The organism is Afipia massiliensis (genome assembly GCF_001006325.2).
GTDB lineage: Bacteria > Pseudomonadota > Alphaproteobacteria > Rhizobiales > Xanthobacteraceae > Afipia > Afipia massiliensis_A.
Window position 1 is genome coordinate 710,594 of record NZ_LBIA02000001.1, and the last position, 20,556, is coordinate 731,149.

Genomic DNA, 20,556 nt, shown 5'->3' on the forward strand with positions numbered 1-20,556 from the left:
ATGACCATGATCTCCTATCTCACCACCATCAGATTCGGTTTTGACGAATCGGATGCGTTGTCCGACGAACTCAAGGCGGTCGGCATTGCCCGACCGCTCGTTGTCACCGATCGGGGGATCATTGCCGCCGGACTGGCGGAGCGCGTGCTGGCAAAGGCAGGCGGCGCTCATTGGCCCGTCTTCGAGGGAACGCCGTCCAATCCGACCGAAGAGGCGGCGCATCAAGCTCTCGCGATTTACACAGCCGAAAAATGCGATGGCTTGGTCGCGATCGGCGGCGGCTCGCCGATTGATCTCGCCAAGGCGGTCGCACTGCTTGCCACGCACGAGGGACCGCTTGAACAGTATGCCGCAATCCTTGGCGGCGTGCCGAAGATCAGCGCATCGATCGCGCCTGTCATTGCAGTTCCAACCACCGCCGGGACAGGAAGCGAGGTTGGACGCGCCGCCCTGATCACGCTGCGCGATGGCCGCAAACTTGGATTCGTCAGCCCGCATCTCATTCCGGTGCGCGCGATTTGCGATCCGTTGCTGACTCTTGGCCTGCCGTCCGGGCTTACCGCCGCGACCGGTATGGACGCGCTCTCCCACTGCGTCGAAACCTATCTCTCGCCGCGCGTCAACCCACCGGCGGACGCTATCGCCCTCGACGGCGCAACGCGCATTATCGGCAATCTGACCAGGGCTGTTGCCCATGGCGACGATCGCGAGGCGCGCTGGCAGATGATGATGGGCGCCCTGCAAGGCGGGCTGTGCTTTCAGAAAGGCCTCGGCGCGGTGCACGGGCTTTCCCATGCTTTGGGTGGATTGACGGAGCCAAGTCTTCATCATGGGACGCTGAATGCCGTACTGATGCCGGCGGTGATGCGCTTCAATGCAGAGGCAATCACCGACAAGATTGCCCGGTTAAGGGCCGCGCTGGGACTATCGGCTCATGCAGATGTTGCCGACTTCTTCGCGGGACTAAACGTTGATCTGAAGCTTCCGCGCGGTTTGCGTGCGATGGGGGTTTCGGCCGGTGTCATCGACGACATGACCAGGAAGGCCGCGCAGGATCACTCCACCGGCACCAACCCAAGGCTCATCGACGTCGCGGGCTACCGTCAAATCTTTGAGCAATCGTGGGAATAGCCTCCACTTACTCTGTGGCAGGACATCGGTTGCGATTGACTGGACCTTTCGGTGCCACAGTAACTCGATCAGTCGCCTAGATTCCTTGTTTTTCGGCGGAAGCCAAGCTGGAATTGTTATCACAGGGCTGACAGGAACCGCTCGCTAAGGGGCGATTTGATGAGTGACGGATTTTCGGTCACAACCTCCCGCGTGCACGACTTCGAAGGTTTCCGCGAAGCAGTTCATGGCTCGCATGTCGACGTGATGCAGCTTGAGCGCGGGAGACTTCATGGTTCTTTGACCCATGTTGGAATCGGAAACTTCTCTCTTAGTGTCGGGTCGTTCTCAACCGGCATCCGAACACAGCGAACGTCGAAGGAACAAAAGCTCATCGTCGGAATGCTCCTGGAATCCAAGAATCGGGTAACGCACTGGTCATATGACATGCGGCCAGGTGATGTTCTGGTTATTCCGCCGAGTATCGACCATGACGGCAGATTCTTTGGTGCCTCATCTTACGCCGCGATCCGGCTGGACCTGGCAGATGTTTCCAGCATCTTCGGCGGTGAAACAGATTTAGCCGACCCGGCAACCTGGAGCGTGAAAAGCCACTACAAGGCCGATCCCCGTCTCGGCGTCGTAGCGATTCAGCGGTTGCGAAAAATCATGTCGCGCCTCGCGGATCCAAACATCAAGTTACCTGAACAGTCGGCGGACTTCTGGAGACGCTCAATCACAGATGCCATGATGGCAACGGTGATGCATTCGCTGCCATCGGACAACGCCGGCCCACCGCTGTCCGCAACCCGGCTGATCCGTAACGTAGAGCATTACATCGAAGCTGTGGGCATCAGGCCTGTTCATATCGCCGAGCTCTGCGCCGAGTTCGGCGTTTCACGTCGAAGCCTGCACCGCGCATTTGACGAAGTGCTCGGCATCGGACCGGTGACGTTTCTACGCTATAAACGCCTGTGCGGCGTTCATTCCATACTGCGAGAGAGCGATCCGGCGCGAACCACGGTGGCTGAGGTCGCAATACAACATGGATTTATCGAACTGGGCCGCTTCGCACAGTACTACCATACGCTTTTTGGCGAGCATCCGTCGGAGACGCTACGAGCACCCGCGGGCAGCCTTGCAACCTCCCAGGCCATGTTTCGACCCCGCTTCGCATAGAGACGCAGAGCGCTACCAAGCGCGGAAAACGGCCTCGCCTGACCGCTTTGCGCCAGAAACGGGCATTCGCGCATGGGACACCGACTTACTGGCTTGCCGTAATGCCGCCGTCGACATAGAGAATCTGTCCCGTCACAAAACCCGACGCCGGAGTTGCAAAGAAGATCGTTGGGCCAACAATGTCCTTCGGATCGGCGATCCGGCCGAGGGGGATCCGCGCTTCGAGCTGTTTGCGGAATTCCGGATTCTCCATCACATGGCGGATCATCTCGGTGTAAACGAATGTCGGCGCGACACCGTTCACTGTAATATCGTGCGGCGCAAGCTCCATGGCGTGCTGTTTGACGAGCATCACGAGGCCGCCCCGGGTGGCGCAATAGGCCGAGTACCCGCGGTTGCGAAGGCCTAATTGCGAGCGCACGGACAACAGATGGATTTGCCGCCCACCCTTGCCTGCTTCGATCTGCCGCTTCGCCACCGCTTGCGCGATAAACATCGCGGCCTTGAGACTACTTTCATACACCTGATCGAAGGCTTCTTCCGTAACTTCCAGTATTGGTTGCTCGATCTGAATACCGACGCAATTCACCAGAATATCGATGCGGCCGAAATGCGCTGCGACTTCCGCAACAGCGCGCTCGATCGACGGAATGTCGGTAACGTCCATACCAACCGCGACAGCGCGATGACCCGCTTTTGCAAGGGCCTCCGAAAGAACGTCGGCCTTGGCACGATCGCGGCCGCCGATGGCGACGGCCGCCCCCTGCGTCGCCAGCCCCCAGGCAATCGCTTCGCCCAGTCCGCCCGCACCGCCAGGAACAAAGGCCACCTGCCCGGAAAGCTCGAACAGATTCGTCAGATCGTGCTTCGCATCGATCTTGGGCGTGATTCGGTCCCGAGCATCCGCTGCGTCAGTCAAATTGCAGACCTCCATTGAGATCGAGAATCTCACCGGTGATGAAGCCAGCGAGTGGTGACACAAAAAATGCGACGCAGTGGGCGAATTCCTCTGGTTCGCAAAAACGTCCGACCGGAATCTGCGCGATCAGCGCCTCACGCTGGGCTTCAGTAAGTTGTTCTGTCACCATCGGCGTCTTCACATAAGCCGGCGCAATGCCGTTGACTGTGATTCCAAATGCAGCGAACTCGCGCGCAAGCGAAAAAGTCAACGCCTGCAACGCGCCCTTTGAAACGGTATAGGCAGTGCCGGCCGTCAATCCGCCGGACTTCATCGCATACGAGCAGGTATTGACGATCCGGCCAAACCGTCGGGCCTTCATGCCGGGCAAGACCGCGCGGCTGAGATGAAACGCCCCGTCAAGATTGATGCCAAGTACGCGATGCCATTCCTCCGGAGTCGTCTCGGCGATCTTGTTGTTCGACAGGATTCCTGCATTGTTGACCAGAATGTCCACCGGGCCGAGGGCGCGCTCCGTCGCCGCGACAGCTTGCGCGGCCCCCTCCGCCGTCGAAAGATCGGCCGTTACGGGCACCGCGACATCGCCGATCTGTTTCGCAAGAGCCGAGACACGTTCCGCAGCGATGTCCACGAGCGCCACGCGATGGCCATCTGCCGCAAGCCGAACTGCTGTTGCTGCCCCCATCGTTCCTGCGGCCCCGGTCACCAGGGCAACGCGACCATGCGTACTCGCGGCACTCATATCTGCATGCTCACAATAGTGTCTCCGCTTTCGCCAGCATATCGCCACCGAGATAGGCCCTCACGGCTGGCTCCGCGATCAGGCTCGCATAATCAGGGCTGCGGCTGACACGCCCACCGGTGACCGTCAGGAATTCCTCAGCGATCTCCTTCAATATCTCCAAGTGATAGACCGTGGTCGGATGTACCGACATGAACACCAGCCGCCCTTCAGCCCGCAGCTTACGAAAGAATTCAAGCATGAACCCGATATAGCCATCCTGCGTATTGAACTGCGGCTCGTCGAAAAGGTGCACCATCGGCGTGTCGCTGCCGGCAGATTGCATCAGAGCGGGCGGCTTGAAGGTCGTGAAGCGGCGCACCTGGTATGACTGGTGGTAGTGGATCGCCAGCCGGTCGCGCTCGTTCGGTTTCACATGCTGGATATTGCGCCCGGCCACCATGATCCGGCCTTCAGTTGGCGTGTTGCTCCCCGTAATCATCTCGAACAGCGTGGTCTTGCCGGCGCCATTCGGCCCGATCACACCGACGATCCGGGGCTTCGAAAATTCAAGATCAGCCGAGAGCGAGAACGTCTGACGCCGGTTGATCAAGCCGCGCGTATAGGTCTTGCGGACGTTCTCAACGACAAGAAGCGGTGCGCCTGAAGACGCCATTGTCATTCTCCAAGCAATTGGCGGCGCAACGCCTTGTCACCACGTAAGGCTGCGGCGGAGCCAGCCCAGGCGACCCGGCCATTGTCGAGAACAATGACACGGTCGGCGACCGACAGCGCAACATCGGCATTCTGCTCGACGATAATGGACGCGATTCCTTCATCCCTGAGCCTGCCGATGGTGGCCAGCACATCGAGCACGATCTTCGGCGCGAGGCCCTGGCTGGGTTCATCGAACAGCACGAGGCCCGGCGACCCGAGCAGCGCGCGGGAGATCGCCACCATCTGCATCTCGCCGCCGGACAGCGTTTCCGCCTCCCGGTCCATCAAATACTCCAGCGCCGAGAAGATACCGCTGACATCCTTGACCGACCATGGGCGAAAGCGCGTGCGCTTTTCCGCGATCGACAGATTCCGGGCCACAGTCAGCGTTGGACAGAGGCGGCGGTCATCAGGCACCCAGCTGACTCCGAGCCGTGCAATCTCGTGGGTCGGCTTGCGCGTGACGTCGATGCCTTCGAACCGGACGCGGCCACGCTTGGCCTGATTGAGTCCGAGAATGGCGCGAAGCGTCGTAGTCTTTCCCGCACCGTTGGGACCGAGCAATGCCAGCACCTCACCGGGCTCGACATTCAGCGACACCCCGAACAGCGCCTGGGTTTCGCCGTAGAAAACATCGATGCCGGACACATCAAGGATCATTGCAGTTTTCCGAGATTGGATCGACGCACCCACGGATCGGACTTCAACTCCTCGGGCGAGCCCTGCGCGATCACCTGTCCCCACTGGATAACCGAGATGCGGTCGGCCAAAGCGAACAACAGGTCGAGATCGTGCTCAATGGCGACGATGGTCACCTTGCGCTTCAATTCACCCAGCAGGATTTTCAGCCGCGCCCGTCCGCTCGCGCCAAGCCCCGATGTCGGCTCATCGAGGAAGAGGATGCGCGGCCGCGTCGCCAGCGCCACCGCAATCTCCAGCGCGCGGCGATCGCCATAGGACAGGTCTTTGGCCGGGATACTCGCCTTCGCCGCGAGACCGACATTCTCCAGAATCTCATCCGCCTGTTCGAACAGAAAGCGGTCGCACGCAACGGCATGGCCGGCGTGGGATGCCATTTCCCGCATTTGCGGTAACGCCTGTATGACATTGTCGCGCGCGGAGTATTCGTCAAACAGCGTCATGATCTGAAACGAACGCGCAATGCCCTTGCGGACGATCCGCTCAGGCGCGAGACCGGTTATGTCTTCGCCATTGAAGACGATACGTCCCCGGTTCGGCCGGAAGCGCCCAGTCAGCACGTTGAAGCAGGTCGTCTTGCCGGCTCCGTTCGGCCCAATGATGCCGGCGAACATCCCCTCCTCGACTGAAAGATCGATACGCTCCAGAACGACGCGGCGGCCGAAACGCATGTGCAGGCCGTTGGCTTCGAACAACGCCATGCTAGCCTCCGGTTTCTTTGACGGGATCGACGACGGGGGCCGCCCCGCGGCGGCGCGCCCACCACGCCTTGAGATCAATCGCAATACCAGCGATGCCCTCGGGCTTGAACAATACGATCAGCACGAAGAACATGCCGAACCAGAACATCCAGGCTGTCGTATACGCGCCGACAATATCGCGGGTCAGAAGATAAGCCGCAGCGCCAACCACCGGCCCCCAGAAGCTGACGAGACCGCCGCCGATCAGCGTCATCATCACGATGTAACCTGAGTGATGGAGGCTCATGACGTCAGGGAATGCGGAGGTCTGCGCCATCGCGAACAGCCCACCCGCGAAGCCGGAGATCGCTGCCGACAACGTAAAGACCGCCACCTTGAAGCGCCACACGTCATAGCCGACGAACGTCGCGCGAGTTTCATTCTGCTTGATGGCCTGAAGCGTCCGTCCGAATGGCGAGTTCACCAGCCGCCACAGCGCGACGATCATGACGGCGAAGCAGGCCAGCACAAAATAGTAGAATGAGGTGTTGGATGAGAGGTCGAACCGCGCCACGCCGATATCGGCGGGCATGCGCGCGATCTTCAGAAGACCATCCTCGCCACCGGTGATCTTGTGCGCCTTTACGGCGATGAACCAGAACACCTGGCCGAAAGCGATGGTCATGAACGCGTAGTAGATGCCGCGCCGGTGCGAAATGAACAGGGAGACAACCGCGCCGACAATCATCGAACCGACGATGGCCGCGACGATACAGATCCAGAGATTGGTTGAGATGTTGAACTGCGTCAGCCCGAATGCATAGGCCCCCACACCGAAGAACGCACCATGACCAAATGACGGCAACCCGGTGTAGCCCAGCAGCAGATTGAAGCCGAGCGCATAGATCGACCAGATCAGGATTTCGACGCCGAGATACGGGTAAAGGCCAATCCGTTCGATCCAGAGCGGGACTGTCGCCAGAAACATCAGCGTGACGATCATCGCGGGCGTGACCAGCTTCGGCGACGCGTGCGGATTTGGCAGCACGTCAGACCTCCAACACGCTTTTCTTGCCGAACAGCCCGCGCGCACGAACCGTCGTGACCGCAATCAGCAAGAGATACATCGACAACAGCGACCACTCCGAGGCGTACGCGCCGGTCAGCCCGACCAGCGCACCGACGAGGAGCGATGCGATCACCGCACCCCAGAAGCTGCCGATCCCGCCAAGCACGATCACCAGGAAGGCCGGAATGACGGCATCGACACCCATATGCGGGCGGATCCCCCAGATCGGCGCGAGAATAACGCCGGCGAGCGCGGCGAGCGACGTCCCGAACGCAAACACGATCAGCCGCAGGCGTGACAGATTGATGCCAAGCGCCCTCACCATTTCGTTGTCGTGCGCGCCGGCCTTGATGATCGCGCCATAGGGAGTCTTCTCGATCACTAGCCACACAAGTCCGATAGCGACTGCGGCAAATCCGGCTGCGTAGAAGCGATAGGTTGACCAGATCAGGTCCTGAAAGATGAAACCGCCGCTGATGCTGCTCGGTACCTGCAAAACGTAGTCGCGCGTTCCCCAGACGCCGCGAATGCCCTCCTCGATCACCATCGCGATGCCGAAAGTGAGGAGAAGGCCGAACAGCGGGTCCTTGGCGTAAGTCCGCCGCATCAGGAACTCGACACCCATGCCGACAATCGCAACCACAAGCGGCGCAATCAGCAGCGCCGCGACATACCGCCATGCCAGCGGCATCAACTTGAAGAAATCGCCAAAGAAGGGCGACAGTACCGTCTCGCCGCCGACAATGACGATGGCGATATACGCCCCGAGCGCAAACAGTGAGCCGTGGGCGAGGTTGATCTGCTCCATCAGCCCCACAATCAGCATGAAGCCGAGGGCGATAAGTGCAAACAACAGCCCGAGCGTGATGCCGTTGAGAATGTGTGGCAGCAAATCGATCATCGTGACATCCGGTGAGCATGCACCGGAGCCGTTGGGCTCCGGCGCAAAGCGCTTACAGTTCGAACGTTGGAACCTGCTCGTACGGCACGAGCTTGCATTTTCCGGCCGCTGCATCGTCGGTCGCATCCTTCGGTTCGGCCCAAGCCACCATCTCGTAATAGTCGGTGGTGTCGGCCGGCTTCATGTTGCGGCGGGCGAGATAAATCGTCTGCTGCATCTGATGCGTGGTCGGGTCCATGTACGCATCGTAATGCTGCATGCGGTCTGCAGCCGAGACCTTGATGTTCTCGAGCTGCTTGATAACGGCGATGTTGTTGGTTGTGCCCGCTCGCTCGATGGCGCGCAGCAGCTCCCGGGTGGCCATGTAACCGTTGTAGGAGACATTACCCGGCACCGGGATTGGCCCGTCCTTGTAAGCCGCCTGCCATTTCTTCACGAATTCGGCCACACCCGGCAACGGCAACTTGTGATACCAGGTGGTGCCGAAAACGCCGAACAGGCTTTCTGGCGCGCCCCAGATGTCCGGCCAATCCTGCTGATTGTTGATCCAGGCAGGCTTGCCGTCGAGTTTGAGCTGCGCAACCTGCGTGCGCAACGCCTTGAGATCGTCGCCGCCGATCGCCGTCGCAACCACGTCCGGCTTGGCCTGCTGAATCTTCAGCAGATAAGACGTGAAATCGCGGGTGTTCTGCGGCACCAGCAGGTTGTCCATAATCTTGCCACCGCTGGCCTCAACCAGACCTTTGGTCGCGTTCGCCGTGGTGTGACCCCACACATAGTCATTAGTCAGAAGCAGCCAGTTTTTGCCGACAGATTGGATCGCGGCCTTGACGGTCGCCTTCGAAAAGTTGGTGCCGTTGCCGTCCCAGACAAACTTGACGCGCGAGCAGTTCTCGCCCGCCTCGCTCGGCGCCGACGAATTGGTGTTCATGTAGATGGTGCCGGTCTTCGCCGCGACCTGCGTGATGGCGTTGGCGACGCCCGAGTGCAGTGCGCCAATCAGGAAGCCGCATTCATCGCGGGTGATAAATCGCTCTGCGATGCGGCTCGCAGTTGCGGGCGTCGTTTCGGTATCTGCCGTGATCCACTCGATCTTGCGGCCGATGACACCGCCCTTGGCGTTGAATTCATCGATCGCGAGGCGAATGCCCCGCAGATCATCCTGGCCGCTGTTGCCATACTGGCCACTGGCGTCGCAGGTCAGGCCGAGTTTGATCGGCTTTTTCTGGCCTTGCGCCAGAACCCTGACATGCTGCCATGGACCGAAGAATGTTCCGGTTCCGGCGAGCGCGGCGCTGAGTGCAGTTCCTTTCAGAAATTTACGACGTGTCGTAATGAGCTTGGTCATCGACGTGTCCTCCCTGCAATATTGAACGCTCGTCCAGCTTCAGCCGGCGGCGTTCGTTTTAATTTTGACGTTGTTGATCTTCTCCTGTGCGCGCACGAGTGCGCCAACCATGCTGTCACCGAATCCGAGCGCCGCGGCCTGCACGAACGTCTGATGAACGCATTCTCCGAGCTGCGCCGGCATGCTGAGATTTTCAGTGAGATGCGTGTAGTAACGCAGATCCTTCTGGGCGAGACGCAGCAGGAACGGCAGACCGGTGTCGTCGCCTTCGAGAATGCGCGGAACGATCATCTGGAAAATGCCGCTGTTGGCGCCGCCTGCGGTGATCACCTTCTGAAATGCATTGAGATCGAGCCCGGCGCGCTGGCCGGCCATCAGCGCCTCGGCGATCAGCGCCGCCTGCCCCATCGCGAGGAAATTGTTGACGAGCTTGGTCGTGTGACCAGCTCCCGGCCCACCGACATGAAAGATGTTTTCAGCGAACGTATCGAGCGCCGGCTTGATGCGCGCGAAAATCTCGGGCTCCGCGCCAACCATCACATTGAGTTTGCCAGCCTCTGCCTCGCGCGGCGTGCGCGCCAGCGGCGCATCGACGAACGGTACCGACAGCGCCTGCAGGTCTTTGTGGATACGCGCGGTGGAGGACGGCTCGCTGGTCGAGCAATCGACGACAATCTGCCCTTGTTTGACCGCACCCTTCAAACCGCGCGGGCCGTAAATTACCTGCTCAACCTGCGGAGAGCCTGGAACGCATAGAAAGATAACGTCCGCGGTCGTGGCGATTTCGTCCGGGTGTTTGCCCTCGCGCGCTCCACGCGAAACGAGATCATCGACCGGCGCACGATTGCTGTTGCCAAGGACGGTTGTCGAAAAACCCTTCTCGACCAGGTTCTTGGCCATCCCGTGGCCCATCATCCCGACGCCGATAAACCCGATCCGCATCTCACATCCTTGCTGCTGTTTCTTCCTGTAGAATTTTTATTCTTTCTCTTGGCAAAATAGAATACATATTCTATTGAGGCTGTAAAGCTGGATTTTGCGGATGCTGCCAATGATGCCCTCTATCAAGTCGTATGAAGACCTTCGCCGCGAGATCGCGCGGCGCCATGCCGACCTGTCGGATCGGCTGCAGCGGATCGCCAAGTACGCGGTCGACCATCCGGATGACATCGCGCTGAACACCGTCTCGACGCTGGCGTCCGAGATTGGCGTGCAACCTTCGAGCATTGTCCGTTTTGCGAATGCATTCGGCTTTGGCGGCTTCTCAGAGATGCAGCAGATTTTCCGCTCGCGCCTCGTGGCCGATGCCAGCAGCGGTTATCGCGCACGCATCGCGAACGTGCGCGGGGAAAAATCCGTTTCCGGCAATTCCAACGATCCGATTGCTGTGCTGACGCGCGAAGTCGATGCAGACATCGCCTCGCTTCAGGAAATGGGGCAGTCCGCCGACCGGCAGTTGTTGAAGCGCGCAATCAGCCTAATGTCCAACGCCAGCACGATTTACGTCGTAGCGCAGGGGCGATCATTCCCGGTCGCCTTCTATCTGTCCTATGCGCTGGGTCGCCTGGAAGTCCGGTCACATCTCATCGATGGTATTGGCGGCCTCAACAAGGCAGTCGCGCAAACCGCGACGCCCGATGATCTGCTGATTGCCATCAGCTTCCGCGACTATTCACCGGATGTCGTCGGCGTCGTGGATATAGCGAGCAAGCGCCGCGTTCCGATCATTGCCATCACCGACAGCCCTTTGAGCCCTATCGCAGCACTAGCCAAGGTATCGTTCGAAATCCGTAGCGCAATGGAAGATCGGCCGTTTCGCTCTCTCGTTGCACCGATGGCACTGTCGCAAGCGCTTGTTGTCGCGCTTGGACATCACCTGACAAGCGAGCAGAGATCGACATGATGAAAGCTCCTTCCGGCCGCGCCCTGGACATCGTGACGCTCGGGCGAGCCGCAGTCGATCTTTATGGCGAGCAGATTGGCGGCAGGCTCGAAGACATGACGAGCTTTGCCAAATATCTCGGCGGATGCCCCGCCAATATCGCGACCGGCGCATCGCGGCTGGGCATGCGCACCGGCATGATCGCCCGTGTCGGCGACGAGCATATGGGACGATTTGTGCGCGAGACGCTGGAACGGGAAGGTGTCGATGTTTCGCAGATCCGCACCGACCCGTCGCGGCTGACGGCGCTGGTAATTCTAGGTATTCGCGACCGCGACACATTTCCCCTCATTTTCTACCGCGAAAACTGCGCCGACATGGCGATTTCCGCCAGCGACGTCGATCCGACCTATATCGCCAACGCTGCGGCGCTTGTCGTAACGGGCACGCATTTCTCCACGCCGACCGTTGATGCCGCGAGCCGCGCAGCGATTGCCGCGGCGCGCGCGGCCGGCACCCGTGTGGTACTCGACATCGACTATCGTCCGGTGTTGTGGGGGCTGACCGGACGCGGCGACGGGGAAACGCGGTTCATCTCTTCAGAACAGGTCAGCGCGCATCTCCAGTCGATCGTGCCGCTGTGCGATCTGGTCGTCGGCACCGAAGAGGAGATCCATATCGCCGGCGGCAGCACTGACACCGTCGCAGCGCTGCGGCGTCTGCGTTCGCTGACGAACGCTGTCCTTGTGGTCAAACGCGGGGTGCAAGGCGCAACGATCTTTGAGGCCGCAATTCCCGATCGCTTCGAGGAAGCCATCGATTGCCCCGGCTTTCCCGTCGAAGTCTTCAATGTTCTGGGAGCCGGCGACGGGTTCATGGCAGGCCTGCTGACGGGATGGATTTCCGGTAAGAGCTGGTTCGAAGCGGGACGGACAGCCAATGCCTGTGGGGCGCTCGTGGTGTCACGCCACGCCTGCGCCCCCGCCATGCCATCAAAGATCGAACTGGAGGATTTTCTCGAACGCGCCACGACAATGGAGCAGGTCCACAAGGATCGCAGACTCCAGCATCTGCACAGGATGACAACCGGGCGCCGTGCGAACGCGCCAGTCTTTGCCCTCGCCTTCGATCATCGACGCCAGTTCGAAGATCTCGCGGCAGGTGCAGGCGCGGGTCACGATCGCATCCACGCATTCAAGGATTTGATCGCAAAAGCCGCCATCGGACTCAGCAAAGAGTTCGACAATTTCGGTGTTCTTGTTGATGAAAAATTCGGACGAGACGTCCTGGACCGGCTAACCGGCAGCAACATCTGGATTGGCCGGCCCGTCGAAGAACCAGGCAGCCGGCCGCTTGCGTTTGAAGGGGAACGCGACCCGGCGCTCGCCCTTCGATCCTGGCCTGCCGGACACGTGGCGAAGTGTCTCGCGATCTACGATGCCGGAGACCGGCAACCGCTGCGAGAGGTGCAAGACAATAGTCTGCTGGCGCTGCAAAGAGCGGCTGAATCCAGCGGTCATGAATGGCTGTTGGAAATCGTCCCGCCTCGCGGCGTTCCGACCGAAGCCAGCATCATCGCAGCCGTCGAGCATTTCTACAAAATCGGACTTATGCCGGATTGGTGGAAGCTTCCACCCTCGCCAAATCCGGGCATGTGGCGCGCTGTCGGCAATGCCATCCGTGCGAACGATCCTCATGCGCGAGGCATTCTTGTGCTTGGTCTGGATATGCCTGAAAGCGATCTCGGACTAGCGTTCGCTGGCGCAGAAAGCGAACCGCTCGTTCAGGGGTTCGCGGTCGGGCGAACGATTTTCTGGCCCGCAGCAGAGCGTTGGTTCAAGGATGAGATATCGAATGATCAAGCCACTTCGATGATCGTTGATAGTTTTCGCCGCATTAGAAATCTCTGGCCAAGTCCCCTATTGGCGTCCGGATGATCATTGGCCTATTCCGATTGAACATGGACATCCGCCACCTCCCCGCATCATCAAAGCCAGCGCTTGCGGCGACGGTACGACTTCATATCGCGAAAGCTCTTGCGCCCCTCGGACGATATCCCGAGATAGAACTCCTTCACGTCGGTGTTCTCTGCCAGCGCTTTGGCCGGCCCATCCATCATGATGCGGCCGCTTTCCAGGATGTAGCCATAGTCGGCGTATTTCAAAGCCACGTTGGTGTTTTGCTCCGCCAATAGAATGCTCACGCCTTCCTTCTGGTTCAGGTCACGCACGATCTCGAAAATCTCCGCCACGATCTGCGGAGCCAACCCCATCGACGGCTCGTCGAGCAGGAGCATACTCGGCTTGGCCATCATTGCCCGGCCGATCGCCACCATCTGCTGCTCGCCGCCGGAGGTATAGCCGGCGAGACTGGTTCGCCGCACTTTCAGCCTCGGGAAATAATTGTACACCTTGTCCAGTTCGTCGCGCAGCTGCGCGCCCCTTACAGAACGCGCATAGGCGCCGGTGATCAGGTTTTCCTCGACCGTCAAATGCCCGAAGCAGCGGCGCCCTTCCATCACCTGAACCATGCCCCGCCCGACCATGTCGCCCGGCGTGAGCTTGTCGACCCGCTCACCGCGAAACTCGATCGAGCCCTTGGTCACCGCGCCGCGCTCCGAGGCCAGCAGCGTCGATATCGACTTGAGCGTTGTGCTCTTGCCGGCGCCATTGCCGCCGAGCAGGGCGACGATCCCGCCCTGAGGGACCTCAAGCGACATGCCGCGCAATACCAGGATGACGCTGCCATAGACCACCTCGATATTCTTCACCGCAAGGATTGGCCGAGCGGCTGTCCCGACAGCAGTGCTTCGTTCAACGGTCGAGTCAGCGGCGACATTCATGGCAACCTACCTTGAGCCTTGTGTGAGCGAAGGATTGAGGTGGGGAGAAACCCCCACCTCGTTCTTGTTGGAACGTCAGTTGGGGCAGTCGCGGAGCGTGATGTTGTTTTCCTTGGCGTACTTTTCCGCGGATTCCTCGATCAGTGCGCGGATCATCTTCGGATCGTTCGGTCCAATCCAGTCCTTGGTCGTGATCTGGAACTTGGTTCCGTCCCACTGCATCATATGGAAGGTGCCGGCACCTTCGTGATTGCGGCACGAAAGCTTGTACGGCGGAAGCATGCCATTGATGCCGAGCTCCTTGCGCCTCGCCTCATTGGTATAGTCAAGCGCCTCGTAACCATCGCGGAATTCCGCACCGTTAACCGGCTTACCAACCTTGTTATGTATCCTCTGCGCATTACGCAGCGCCTCGACGTAGTTGACCGCCGCGATGACGCCGCGGTTGTAGTAGATCGTGCCGACGCGGTTCGGGTTCTGCATGTTGCCCTTGCCTGCACCCCCGCTGTACAGGACCTTCTCGATGTCGGCGATCAGCGGCCACTGCTTGCCCGGCAAGACCATGGCGACAACATTAGTGTCCTTCGCCTGCGCGCCACCCGCGATCATGTCTTCTTCGGCGCCACCGAAGGTGACGAAGATGATCTTGTTACGCGGGAAGCCGACGCGGGCCGCGGTCGTGAGGGCCGTGCCGCTCATGCCGGCGCCGGCGCCCCAGAACGTCACCCAGTCGGCCTTCGCCTGACGGATTTGCAGCCACTGGGACTGCTGTTCGAGTCCGGGCGGGGCGATCGGGATCTCGATCAGATTGATGCCCCAGTCCTTCGCTATCTGGCGCATCGCCGGCAGCGGTTCGCGGCCGTAGGCGGTATCGATGTGAAGGTGCACGATCGTCTTGCCCTTCATTTTATCGATGCCACCTTCCTTCTGCTGAATGAAGTTCAGCTTCATCGCAATCTGCGACCAGTAATTGGCAGTCGCGCCGAACACCCACGGCCAAACGCGGCCGTCGGCGGCGTCGGTGCGGCCATAACCGGCCTGCGCCAGCACGACGTTATCTGCTGCGACGCGGCCGATCACCGCATAGGCCAGTGGTGTGCCATAGGGATCCCACAGCAGCATCTTCTGATCGCCTCTGTGCAAGAGACGCTGGTAGCATTCGACGCTGCGGGCGGCGTTATATTCCGTCTCGCACTCTTCGTAGACGAGCTTCACGCCGTTCACGCCGCCATGCTTGATGTTGACGTAGTTCAGATAGTCGATAACGCCGCCAAAGATGCCGGTACCCATCGCGTTGTAGGGACCGACGCGCATGCTTGCGACCGGAAAGTATTGTTCCGGCTGCTGGGCCATCGCAGGCGTAGAAACGGTTGCCGCCGTCAGGAGCGCGCCCGCAGCCGCGATGCCGGATAACTTGCGACAAAGTACTTTGGAGATTGGCATTCTAGTTCCTCCCTATGTTGCGATAAGCTTCCGCTTCTTCTTATTGAGTCCTTGAATTCGCTTAGTGCTTGAACGGCCAAAGCCGCAGCCTCTCCTTGGTAAGCTGCCAAAGTCGTGCGAGGCCGAGTGGCTCGAAGATCAGGAACATGATGATCATCACACCGAAGACGACCTGCTCGACCGCGGAGATCACGCTGGCATCGACGGACTTGCCGAAGATCGAGTGGAACAGGATGTTCAGAAAGATCGGCATGAGCAGGATGAATCCGGCTCCCATGAACGATCCCATGATCGTCCCGAGTCCACCGATGATGACCATGAACAGAATCCGGAACGACAGATCAATCGTGAACGCTGACGGCTCGACCGTCTGAAGGTAGGCGAAAGCATAGAGTGCGCCTCCTACGCCGCAATAAAACGAGCTGATTGCGAAGGCTTGCAGTTTTGTGCGCAAGAGCGAAAGGCCCATCACCTCCGCCGCAACGTCCATATCGCGAACCGCCATCCAGCCTCGGCCGACGCTGCCGCGCGCCATGTTCTTGGCCAACAACGCGAGCACAACGACGATGGCAAGGACGACCCAGTACTTCTCGCGGGGCGAGACGAATTCGTGTCCCAGGATTATGATTTTCTGCGCGGTGATGACGCCCGCCGGATCGTAGTTCTTGAACCAGCCGAACTTGTCCAGCGACCAGACGATGAAGAACTGCGAGGCGAGAGTGGCAACCGCCAGGTAAAGGCCCCGGATGCGCAGGCTCGGCAGCCCGAACACGATGCCGACCATCGCAGCGCAAATGCCCGAAAGCACGACGGCGACGACAAACGGAATGTCCGGAACCCGCAATATGAAATTGTAGCAAGCGAATGCGCCGACTGCCATGAAGCCGGCGGAACCCAGGGAAAGCTGACCCGCATATCCCATCAGGATGTTCTGCCCCAGCGCCACCAGCGACAGGATCAGCCACGGAATGAGGATCGCGCTGAGCCAGTAAGCGTTCGCACCGAACGGGATCAAAACGGCGATGAGCAAGATGATCGTCATCCCAAGCCGATCCTGGCGCAATGGGAAGATCTGCGAGTCCTGCGCGTAGCTGGTGCGGAACTGGCCGGCTTCTCTATAGAACATGACGAAATTCTCCAGGATGCCGGGGCATCAGACGCGTCGAATGATTTTTTCGCCGAACAAGCCCTCGGGCCGGATCAACAGAAAGAGGACCGCCATGACGTACGGGAACCAGACCTCGACACCGCCGCCGAACATCGGTCCGAAGTAGACTTCGACGAGTTTTTCCGATGCGCCGACCAGAAGGCCCGCGACGATGACGCCTGGCACCGACGTAAACCCGCCGATGATCAGAACCGGAAGCGCCTTCAGCGCCACCCACACCAAGGCAAACTGCACGCCGCTGCGCGCGCCCCACAACATGCCCGCCACCAGCGCGACCACTCCGGCGGTCGCCCACACCAGCATCCAGATGTGCTTCAGCGGAATGCCGATCGAGAGCGCCGCCGTGTGATCGTCCGCGACCGCGCGCAGACCGCGCCCTACTTTGGTGCGCGAGAAAAGAAGCGCCAGCGAGACAACCATGATCGTCGCGACAATGCCGGCCATGATATCGAGCTGGCTGATCAGCATGCCGGTCTTGTCCATAACCCAGATAATGGGCTCGTCGCGAATGCCGAGATCGAGGTTGCGGACGTCGACACCCCAGGCGAGCTGCGCCGCACCTTCGATGACGAAGGTCAAACCAATCGTCGCCATCAGCAGCGTGTCTTCGCTTTGGCTGACCAGCGGACGAAGCACGAACCGTTCGGTCGCCATGCCGACCAGCACCATGAGGCCGATCGCCACCGGCAGCGCCGCCCAGAACGGTAACCCAAGCTCCATGATGCCCACGAAAGAAAGGACGGCGAACAGCACCATCGCACCCTGCGCGAAGTTGAACACGCCAGATGCTTTGTAAATCAGCACGAAGCCAAGGGCGACGAGCGAGTACATGATCCCGGACAACAGGCCCCCGACCAGAACCTCGATAAAGAATGAAAAATTTGCCATCGCAATTCCTCAGTGTGCCACGCCGAGATAGGCGTCGATGACGTCTTGGTTGGACCGCACTTCGCCGGGCGTGCCGTCACCGATCTTCTTGCCGTAGTCGAGCACGACAACGCGGTCGGAGATGTCCATGACGACGCCCATGTCATGCTCGATCAGTACAATCGTCGTTCCGTAGTGGTCATTGACGTCGAGGATGAAGCGGCACATGTCCTGCTTCTCTTCGATGTTCATGCCGGCCATCGGCTCGTCGAGCAGCAGGATCTTCGGCTCAGCAGCAAGCGCGCGGCCGAGTTCCACCCGCTTCTGCAATCCGTAAGGCAGCCGCGCGACCGGCGTTTTACGAATGTGCTCGATTTCGAGAAACTCGATGATTTCCTCGACCGCCTCGCGGTTCTCGGTCTCCTCGCGCCGGGCGCGCGGCAACTGCATGGCCACTTCGAGGAAGTTGGCCTTCGTGCGCAGAATGCGGCCGGCCATGATGTTGTCCAGGACCGACATGCCTTTGAACAAGGCGATATTCTGGAATGTCCGCGAGATACCCAACTGCGCCGCATGGGTCGGCGTCATGCTCGTCAAATGTTCGCCGCGGAGGGTGATTTTGCCCTCCTGGGGCGCGTAGACGCCATTGATGACATTGAGCATCGAGCTCTTGCCGGCGCCGTTTGGACCGATAATCGCGCGCACTTCGTGCTCAAGCACATTGAAGCTGATGTTGGTCAGCGCTTTGACGCCACCAAATCGCAGCGAGATGCCGTCAAGTTCCAGGATCGGACCGCCGATCGGGAACGCGCGTTCGTTTGCCGATGGCAGATGCACAATGTTCATCTCAAGCAGCCCTATTCACTTGCGCAGACCCAACAACCTTCACATCGCGAATTTTCAACTCGGCTGTCTCTTCGCCCGCGTGATCGCTTCCGATATCGAGCCGAACCTCCGATTGACCGCCGTACATGGCGTCCACGACGGGTCCGTAACGCTGAGCAATGACATCGCGGCGCAATTTACCGGTCCGTGTCAGCACACCATCGTCGGCGTCGAGTTCTTTCGACAGAATCGCGAAGCGCTGGATCTGGGTTTTCGCCTGCGCCGGATCGCGCGCCAAAGCGGCATTCACGTCGGCGATAGCGTTGGCGATCAGGCCGTATACCTCGTCGCGCGACGCAAGGTCGGCATGACCGGTGTAGGAAATTTCCTGTCTGTCGGCCCACCGACTGACCGCTGTCGGATCAATGTCGATGAGCGCGCAAACTTTGTCGCGGCCGTTGCCGAGCGCGACAGCTTCCTTGATGTAAGGAAAAAACTTGAGCTTGTTCTCGAGATCCTTTGGCGCGACAGGCGTGCCGTCTTTCAACACGCCGACGTCCTTCATACGGTCGATGATCCGCAGATGGCCGTCACCATCGATGTAGCCGGCATCGCCGGTGTAAAACCAGCCTTCACCGTTCCTGGCCTGCGCCGTCTTCTCGGGATCTCGGTGGTACTCCTTGAACAGGCCGGGTGAGCGCACCAGAATTTCGCGCTCCGCCGTGAACTTCAGTTCGACGCCCTCGGTAGCTGGACCAACCGTATCCAGCTTGACCTTCCCGTTGCGCTGCATGGCGACAAAGAAGCCAGTTTCGGTTGAACCATAGAGCTGCTTCAGGTTGATCCCCAAAGAGCGGAAGAACATCAGAAGATCGGGCGAAACGGCGTCACCGGCGGTGTAGGCCACCCGCATCCTGCTCATCCCGAGCATGTCGCGAAGCGGGCCATACAGCAGAAGGCCCCACACGGGCGCACCGAGGCGATCGGTGACCGACACCGCTTCGCCAGCCAGTTCGCGTTCTGCAATGCGCCGCGCGGCAACCATACCGCGGCGATACAGCGCTTGATTGAGACCGCCCGCCTCTTCAATGCGAATAGAAAACTGGGTCAGCAAAGCCTCAAGCACGCGGGGCGTCGCCAAGAAGCAGCTAGGCCCGACTTCGCGCATATCGGCGAGCATGGTGTCCGAGGATTCGGGGCAACAAACGCAGTAACCCACCACCATCGGCTGAACGTAGCTGAACAGGCACTGGCCGATCCAACCCGGCGGCAGGTAGGCCATCGCCACGTCGCTGTCGGTCAGCCCGTCCGCTGCGGCCGCGACACTCGCGCGATCAATCAGCGACGCGTGCGTGAGAACAACGCCTTTTGCAGGCCCCGTCGTGCCGGAGGTGAAGAACAGAAATGCCGCATCCTGGCCGGCACCGCGTTCGGCTTCGGCCTGCAGGAAGTCAGACTTCGAAGATGCGAGTTCACGCCCCTGCTGCAGGAGCGCGGAATAGCTGATAACCTGCTCCCACTTGTAATGTCGCATGCCGCGGTCTTTGTCATAGACAATGCAGCGGATGGTCGGACAGCGAGGCAGGATTTCGAGCAGCTTGTCGACCTGCTCCTGATTTTCCGCAAATACATGGGTGATTTCCGCCCGCTGAATCGGAAGCACCAGTTCTTCGGCAGTCGCGTCTTGATAAAGCGGCACAGCGACGGCACCCAGCCACTGGGCGGCACACATTGCGGCATACAGACGGGGCCGATTATCACCGACCAGCGCGACGTGCGCGCCGCGCTCCAGTCCTCGCGCGGACAGCGCCGCCGCCAGCGCTTTCACCTCGTCAGACAGGTCGCGCCATGTGGTGGTGCGCCAGATACCCCGGCTTTTCTCGCGGATGGCCGGAAGCTCGCCGCGCACCATGGAATTGTGAAGGAGCAATTTCGGGAAAGTATCTTTTCCGGCTTTGTCAGTTGTCATTCGCTTCTGCCCCGATTCCAGCCTGTCGTTCATCCCGCCCGGAATGCCGTTCGCATCCGATACGAGCAGAGCCGCGCAACCATTCCAGACGCGCCGAAGCGCCTGAAGAGTTGCAACTGAAATGTCGGGTTGTTTCGACGCAGAAGCGCCGCGACCAGCGTGCGCCACAGAACAAGATCACAAACCAGCGCACGGCAGAACCGTCACGAGGTACGAC

Annotated in this window: 19 protein-coding genes; 4 read left to right on the top strand and 15 right to left on the bottom strand. The window is 60.0% G+C overall.

The window, feature by feature from the left end; all coding sequences use genetic code 11:
- Together YH63_RS03210 and YH63_RS03215 are read left to right on the top strand one after the other, a co-directional pair.
- A complete protein-coding gene (locus YH63_RS03210) occupies nucleotides 1-1,131 on the top strand; it encodes an iron-containing alcohol dehydrogenase (RefSeq protein WP_046828852.1) in 1,131 nt (376 codons plus the stop codon).
- A 159-nt stretch (nucleotides 1,132-1,290) separates the two neighbouring features.
- On the top strand, nucleotides 1,291-2,289 hold the full coding sequence (locus YH63_RS03215; protein ID WP_046828851.1) for a helix-turn-helix domain-containing protein: 999 nt from the start codon (nucleotides 1,291-1,293) through the stop codon (nucleotides 2,287-2,289).
- Between the two features lie 85 nt (nucleotides 2,290-2,374).
- Here YH63_RS03215 and YH63_RS03220 read toward each other — a convergent pair whose 3' ends face one another.
- Genes YH63_RS03220 through YH63_RS03260 form a run of 9 tightly spaced genes read right to left on the bottom strand, consistent with a single transcriptional unit; the run spans nucleotide 2,375 to nucleotide 10,285 of the window.
- The gene (locus YH63_RS03220; RefSeq protein WP_246658006.1) at nucleotides 2,375-3,208 is read right to left on the bottom strand and encodes an SDR family NAD(P)-dependent oxidoreductase; all 834 of its coding nucleotides are present in this window, start codon (nucleotides 3,206-3,208) and stop codon (nucleotides 2,375-2,377) included.
- A complete protein-coding gene (locus YH63_RS03225) occupies nucleotides 3,201-3,950 on the bottom strand; it encodes an SDR family NAD(P)-dependent oxidoreductase (protein WP_046828850.1) in 750 nt (249 codons plus the stop codon). Before YH63_RS03225 ends, YH63_RS03220 begins: the two co-directional genes overlap by 8 nt.
- A gap of 10 nt (nucleotides 3,951-3,960) precedes the next feature.
- Complete coding sequence (locus YH63_RS03230; RefSeq protein ID WP_046828849.1) at nucleotides 3,961-4,605, bottom strand: ATP-binding cassette domain-containing protein; 645 nt, start codon at nucleotides 4,603-4,605, stop codon at nucleotides 3,961-3,963.
- A 2-nt stretch (nucleotides 4,606-4,607) separates the two neighbouring features.
- Nucleotides 4,608-5,306: an ABC transporter ATP-binding protein gene (locus YH63_RS03235; protein ID WP_046828848.1), complete on the bottom strand. Its 699-nt coding sequence runs from the start codon at nucleotides 5,304-5,306 to the stop codon at nucleotides 4,608-4,610.
- Nucleotides 5,303-6,046, bottom strand: coding sequence for an ABC transporter ATP-binding protein (locus YH63_RS03240; RefSeq protein WP_046828847.1), 744 nt, complete (start codon nucleotides 6,044-6,046; stop codon nucleotides 5,303-5,305). Before YH63_RS03240 ends, YH63_RS03235 begins: the two co-directional genes overlap by 4 nt.
- 1 nt (nucleotide 6,047) lies before the next feature.
- Nucleotides 6,048-7,073 (bottom strand): branched-chain amino acid ABC transporter permease, encoded by a 1,026-nt coding sequence (locus tag YH63_RS03245; RefSeq protein WP_046828846.1) that lies wholly within the window; start codon nucleotides 7,071-7,073, stop codon nucleotides 6,048-6,050.
- 1 nt (nucleotide 7,074) lies between these two features.
- On the bottom strand, nucleotides 7,075-7,995 hold the full coding sequence (locus tag YH63_RS03250) for a branched-chain amino acid ABC transporter permease (protein WP_046828845.1): 921 nt from the start codon (nucleotides 7,993-7,995) through the stop codon (nucleotides 7,075-7,077).
- 52 nt (nucleotides 7,996-8,047) lie between these two features.
- The gene (locus YH63_RS03255; protein ID WP_046828844.1) at nucleotides 8,048-9,343 is read right to left on the bottom strand and encodes an ABC transporter substrate-binding protein; all 1,296 of its coding nucleotides are present in this window, start codon (nucleotides 9,341-9,343) and stop codon (nucleotides 8,048-8,050) included.
- A 39-nt stretch (nucleotides 9,344-9,382) separates the two neighbouring features.
- Entirely contained in the window at nucleotides 9,383-10,285 is a 903-nt protein-coding gene (locus tag YH63_RS03260) for an NAD(P)-dependent oxidoreductase (protein WP_046828843.1), read from the bottom strand.
- A 109-nt stretch (nucleotides 10,286-10,394) separates the two neighbouring features.
- Between YH63_RS03260 and YH63_RS03265 the strand changes: the two genes are divergently transcribed.
- Together YH63_RS03265 and YH63_RS03270 are read left to right on the top strand one after the other, a co-directional pair.
- Complete coding sequence (locus YH63_RS03265; RefSeq protein ID WP_170978653.1) at nucleotides 10,395-11,246, top strand: MurR/RpiR family transcriptional regulator; 852 nt, start codon at nucleotides 10,395-10,397, stop codon at nucleotides 11,244-11,246.
- Nucleotides 11,243-13,162 (top strand): bifunctional 5-dehydro-2-deoxygluconokinase/5-dehydro-2-deoxyphosphogluconate aldolase, encoded by a 1,920-nt coding sequence (locus YH63_RS03270; RefSeq protein WP_246658007.1) that lies wholly within the window; start codon nucleotides 11,243-11,245, stop codon nucleotides 13,160-13,162. The genes YH63_RS03265 and YH63_RS03270 overlap by 4 nt, the downstream gene beginning before the upstream one ends.
- 50 nt (nucleotides 13,163-13,212) lie before the next feature.
- On the opposite strand, the gene YH63_RS03275 is transcribed toward YH63_RS03270, so the two are convergent.
- The 6 genes from YH63_RS03275 to YH63_RS03300 form a co-directional block, all read right to left on the bottom strand.
- Complete coding sequence (locus YH63_RS03275) at nucleotides 13,213-14,067, bottom strand: ABC transporter ATP-binding protein (protein ID WP_046828841.1); 855 nt, start codon at nucleotides 14,065-14,067, stop codon at nucleotides 13,213-13,215.
- 75 nt (nucleotides 14,068-14,142) lie between these two features.
- Nucleotides 14,143-15,510 carry an ABC transporter substrate-binding protein gene (locus tag YH63_RS03280; RefSeq protein ID WP_046828840.1) on the bottom strand — a complete coding sequence of 456 codons (1,368 nt, stop codon included), beginning with the start codon at nucleotides 15,508-15,510 and terminating at the stop codon, nucleotides 14,143-14,145.
- Between the two features lie 61 nt (nucleotides 15,511-15,571).
- A complete protein-coding gene (locus YH63_RS03285; protein ID WP_046828839.1) occupies nucleotides 15,572-16,636 on the bottom strand; it encodes a branched-chain amino acid ABC transporter permease in 1,065 nt (354 codons plus the stop codon).
- 27 nt (nucleotides 16,637-16,663) lie between these two features.
- Complete coding sequence (locus YH63_RS03290) at nucleotides 16,664-17,566, bottom strand: branched-chain amino acid ABC transporter permease (protein ID WP_046828838.1); 903 nt, start codon at nucleotides 17,564-17,566, stop codon at nucleotides 16,664-16,666.
- Between the two features lie 9 nt (nucleotides 17,567-17,575).
- Nucleotides 17,576-18,391 carry an ABC transporter ATP-binding protein gene (locus YH63_RS03295; protein WP_046828837.1) on the bottom strand — a complete coding sequence of 272 codons (816 nt, stop codon included), beginning with the start codon at nucleotides 18,389-18,391 and terminating at the stop codon, nucleotides 17,576-17,578.
- Between the two features lies 1 nt (nucleotide 18,392).
- On the bottom strand, nucleotides 18,393-20,339 hold the full coding sequence (locus YH63_RS03300; RefSeq protein WP_046829784.1) for an AMP-dependent synthetase/ligase: 1,947 nt from the start codon (nucleotides 20,337-20,339) through the stop codon (nucleotides 18,393-18,395).
- Nucleotides 20,340-20,556: the final 217 nt, after the last annotated feature.

What these genes read in the sequence shown, in the direction of transcription:
- YH63_RS03210 (WP_046828852.1), top strand. Translation starts at nt 1, where the DNA reads ATGACCATGATCTCCTATCTCACCACCATCAGATTCGGTTTTGACGAA.
- YH63_RS03215 (WP_046828851.1), top strand. Translation starts at nt 1,291, where the DNA reads ATGAGTGACGGATTTTCGGTCACAACCTCCCGCGTGCACGACTTCGAA.
- YH63_RS03225 (WP_046828850.1), bottom strand. Translation starts at nt 3,950, where the DNA reads ATGAGTGCCGCGAGTACGCATGGTCGCGTTGCCCTGGTGACCGGGGCC.
- YH63_RS03230 (WP_046828849.1), bottom strand. Translation starts at nt 4,605, where the DNA reads ATGGCGTCTTCAGGCGCACCGCTTCTTGTCGTTGAGAACGTCCGCAAG.
- YH63_RS03235 (WP_046828848.1), bottom strand. Translation starts at nt 5,306, where the DNA reads ATGATCCTTGATGTGTCCGGCATCGATGTTTTCTACGGCGAAACCCAG.
- YH63_RS03240 (WP_046828847.1), bottom strand. Translation starts at nt 6,046, where the DNA reads ATGGCGTTGTTCGAAGCCAACGGCCTGCACATGCGTTTCGGCCGCCGC.
- YH63_RS03250 (WP_046828845.1), bottom strand. Translation starts at nt 7,995, where the DNA reads ATGATCGATTTGCTGCCACACATTCTCAACGGCATCACGCTCGGGCTG.
- YH63_RS03255 (WP_046828844.1), bottom strand. Translation starts at nt 9,343, where the DNA reads ATGACCAAGCTCATTACGACACGTCGTAAATTTCTGAAAGGAACTGCA.
- YH63_RS03260 (WP_046828843.1), bottom strand. Translation starts at nt 10,285, where the DNA reads ATGCGGATCGGGTTTATCGGCGTCGGGATGATGGGCCACGGGATGGCC.
- YH63_RS03265 (WP_170978653.1), top strand. Translation starts at nt 10,395, where the DNA reads ATGATGCCCTCTATCAAGTCGTATGAAGACCTTCGCCGCGAGATCGCG.
- YH63_RS03270 (WP_246658007.1), top strand. Translation starts at nt 11,243, where the DNA reads ATGATGAAAGCTCCTTCCGGCCGCGCCCTGGACATCGTGACGCTCGGG.
- YH63_RS03275 (WP_046828841.1), bottom strand. Translation starts at nt 14,067, where the DNA reads ATGAATGTCGCCGCTGACTCGACCGTTGAACGAAGCACTGCTGTCGGG.
- YH63_RS03280 (WP_046828840.1), bottom strand. Translation starts at nt 15,510, where the DNA reads ATGCCAATCTCCAAAGTACTTTGTCGCAAGTTATCCGGCATCGCGGCT.
- YH63_RS03285 (WP_046828839.1), bottom strand. Translation starts at nt 16,636, where the DNA reads ATGTTCTATAGAGAAGCCGGCCAGTTCCGCACCAGCTACGCGCAGGAC.
- YH63_RS03290 (WP_046828838.1), bottom strand. Translation starts at nt 17,566, where the DNA reads ATGGCAAATTTTTCATTCTTTATCGAGGTTCTGGTCGGGGGCCTGTTG.
- YH63_RS03295 (WP_046828837.1), bottom strand. Translation starts at nt 18,391, where the DNA reads ATGAACATTGTGCATCTGCCATCGGCAAACGAACGCGCGTTCCCGATC.
- YH63_RS03300 (WP_046829784.1), bottom strand. Translation starts at nt 20,339, where the DNA reads ATGACAACTGACAAAGCCGGAAAAGATACTTTCCCGAAATTGCTCCTT.